Source organism: Flavobacterium sp. (genome assembly GCF_003525665.1).
Taxonomy (GTDB): Bacteria; Bacteroidota; Bacteroidia; order Flavobacteriales; family Flavobacteriaceae; genus Flavobacterium.
The window spans coordinates 60171-63463 of record NZ_DQDX01000036.1 but is presented as its reverse complement, the minus strand read 5'-3'; the positions used below and the strand labels follow the sequence as shown (position 1 = coordinate 63463).

Below are 3293 nucleotides of genomic sequence, written 5' to 3'. Positions count from 1 at the left end.
GTCTGATGCTACAACTTATAAAGCATCATTCAATCGACCAAATTTATTTTACGAAGTACGTACCAAAACCAAAAATATTGAAGCCGATATCATTCGTTTTATCAAACAAAATAAAGGTAAATCGGGAATTATTTATTGCTTAAGTCGTAAAAAAGTAGAAGAAATTGCGCAAGTTTTACAAGTAAACGGAATTAGCGCTGTTCCTTATCACGCTGGTTTAGATGCCAAAACGAGAGCAAAACATCAAGACATGTTTCTTATGGAAGATGTAGATGTTGTTGTAGCAACAATCGCATTCGGAATGGGAATTGATAAGCCAGACGTTCGTTTTGTAATTCACCACGACATTCCAAAATCATTAGAAAGTTATTACCAAGAAACAGGTCGCGCTGGTCGTGATGGTGGCGAAGGTCATTGTTTGGCTTACTATTCTTATAAAGATGTAGAAAAGTTAGAAAAATTCATGTCGGGTAAACCAGTTGCCGAACAAGAAATTGGCTATGCCTTACTTCAAGAAGTGGTTGCTTATGCTGAAACTTCTATTTCTAGACGTAAATTTTTATTACATTATTTTGGTGAAGAATTCGATAGCGAAACAGGCGAAGGTGCCGATATGGATGATAACGTTCGCAATCCAAAAGCGAAAGTCGAAGCTAAAGATAATGTCAAAAAATTATTGGAAGTTGTTCGCGATACCAAATATTTATACAAATCCAAAGAAATTGTATTTACCTTAATAGGAAGAGTCAATGCTACTATAAAAGCACACCGAACTGATACTCAGAATTTCTTCGGATGCGGAAAAGACCAAGAAGAACGCTATTGGATGGCATTAATTCGTCAGGTTTTAGTAGACGGAATGCTTACAAAAGATATTGAAACTTACGGAATTTTAAAAGTATCAGATAAAGGACACGATTTTATTAAAAATCCGCAGTCGTTTATGATGTCTGAAGACCATGAATACAATGAAGCAGAAGACGATGCAATAGTTACAGCAGCAAAATCATCTGGAACTGCAGATGAAGCTTTGATGGCAATGTTGCGTGATTTACGTAAAAAAGTTGCCAAAAAACTAGGCGTTCCACCATTTGTTGTGTTTCAAGATCCATCATTAGAAGATATGGCTTTGAAATATCCTATAACCATGGATGAATTAATTAATATTCATGGCGTTGGCGAAGGAAAAGCTAAAAAATACGGAAAAGAATTTGTTGAATTAATCAATAGATATGTAGAAGATAACGATATTATTCGTCCAGATGATTTGGTTGTAAAATCTACCGGAGCTAACTCTGCCAATAAATTGTACATCATCCAAAATATTGATAGAAAATTATCCTTAGAAGATATTGCCAAAGCTAAAGGTATGAATATGGATGCTTTGCTTAAAGAAATGGAGCAAATCGTTTATGCTGGAACCAAATTAAATATAAGCTATTGGATTAATGAAATGCTCGATGAAGACCAACAAGAAGAAATTCACGACTATTTTATGGATTCTCAAACCGATAAAATTGAAGATGCCTTAAAAGAATTTGATGGCGATTACGACATTGAAGAACTTAGATTAATGCGAATTAAATTCATCAGTGAAGTAGCTAACTAAAGTAAAATTCCAATTTTTTAAATTCCAATAGTATGTTTATTGGAATTTGGAATTTTATTTTTGGAATTTAAACAGTATAAAGTTCTCCTCGATGTGGCTTCAAAGCATCACGTACCTGAATCATAATTTCGTCGGTAACTACCATGAATGCGATAGCGTACATTTCGTTATAAACTTCAAATCCAGTGATTTCTATGGGTAATTTCTCAATGGCGATGTATTCTTTCAAATGAATTTCATGATGTTGCGCCGTTTTCTCAGATGCTGGTCCACGGAAATCCCAAATAAGTTTTATTTTTCTTGACATTTTAGATTCTTTCTAACTAAGGTTAATTTTAAAAAATTCGTGTAATTTCAACCAACATAATTTCGAGAAATTCGTGTCAAATTTTTTAATTAAAGTTGTTGTTCTCGTGCAAAATTACAATAACAATTTTCAAATTACTATTTTTGTCAAAAATCTAATTATGCCTCGCGAAATTCAAACTCAAGTTGCACCCGAAGTTGCTCACAATGAATCATTGCTTAATGAACATGTTGCCAAGCTATTCAATACTTCTGTAAAGGAAATTCAAAAGGTTATTGTGCTAAAACGTTCCATTGATGCACGTCAAAAAGCTATAAAATTTAATATTAAAGCCGATGTTTTTTTTGTTGGAGAAGAATTTGTAGCTCAAAAAATAGCACTTCCAAATTATAAAGATGTTTCCAATGCGCAAGAAGTACTTGTAATTGGTGCTGGTCCAGCCGGATTATTTGCCGCTTTGCAGTTGATCGAATTAGGTTTGAAACCAATAGTTATCGAGCGTGGAAAAGACGTTCGTGGTCGTCGTCGCGATTTAAAAGCCATTAATGTCGATCATATTGTAAATGAAGATTCCAATTATTGTTTTGGTGAAGGTGGCGCAGGAACGTATTCTGACGGAAAATTATACACGCGTTCTAAAAAACGTGGTGATGTGGATAGAATCTTAAAATTATTAGTCGCTTTTGGAGCCTCTGATGATATTTTGGTTGAAGCACATCCGCACATTGGAACGAACAAATTACCACAAATCATTCAAGATATTCGTGAGAAAATTATAGAATTTGGCGGACAAGTTTTATTTGAAACTCGTGTCACCGATTTTATTGTAAAAAGCAATGAAATTCAAGGAGTTGTGCTTCAAAATGGCGATACAATTTCTTCTAATAAAGTTATTCTTGCCACAGGACATTCGGCTCGCGATATTTTTGAACTATTAGATAAAAAGAAAATTTTTATAGAAGCAAAACCGTTTGCATTAGGCGTTCGCGCAGAACATCCGCAGGAATTAATTGATAAAATTCAGTATTCGTGCGATTTTCGAGGTGACTATTTACCGCCATCGCCTTATTCTATTGTAAAACAAGTAAATGGTCGTGGTATGTATTCGTTTTGCATGTGTCCAGGTGGCGTAATTGCACCTTGTGCTACAAGTCCGGGTGAAGTTGTAACTAATGGTTGGTCGCCTTCTAAACGCGATCAAAGTACTGCCAATTCTGGAATTGTAGTCGAATTGAAATTGGAAGATTTCAAACCCTTTGCAAAATTTGGCGCTTTAGCCGGAATGGAATTTCAAAAATCAATTGAGCAAAAAGCATGGCATTTGGCAGGACAAACTCAGAAAGTTCCAGCCCAAAGAATGGTAGATTTTACTAAAAG

Annotated in this window: 3 protein-coding genes; 2 read left to right on the top strand and 1 reads right to left on the bottom strand. The window is 34.8% G+C overall.

The window, feature by feature from the left end; genetic code table 11:
* Positions 1 to 1609 (top strand): RecQ family ATP-dependent DNA helicase (locus DIU01_RS02705; protein WP_290831721.1); only part of this gene is annotated, 1609 nt, incomplete at its 5' end.
* A gap of 67 nt (positions 1610 to 1676) precedes the next feature.
* On the opposite strand, the gene DIU01_RS02700 is transcribed toward DIU01_RS02705, so the two are convergent.
* On the bottom strand, positions 1677 to 1916 hold the full coding sequence (locus DIU01_RS02700; RefSeq protein ID WP_290831720.1) for a hypothetical protein: 240 nt from the start codon (positions 1914 to 1916) through the stop codon (positions 1677 to 1679).
* A gap of 160 nt (positions 1917 to 2076) precedes the next feature.
* Between DIU01_RS02700 and DIU01_RS02695 the strand changes: the two genes are divergently transcribed.
* A partial coding sequence (locus tag DIU01_RS02695) for an NAD(P)/FAD-dependent oxidoreductase (protein WP_290831719.1) occupies positions 2077 to 3293 on the top strand: 1217 nt, incomplete at its 3' end.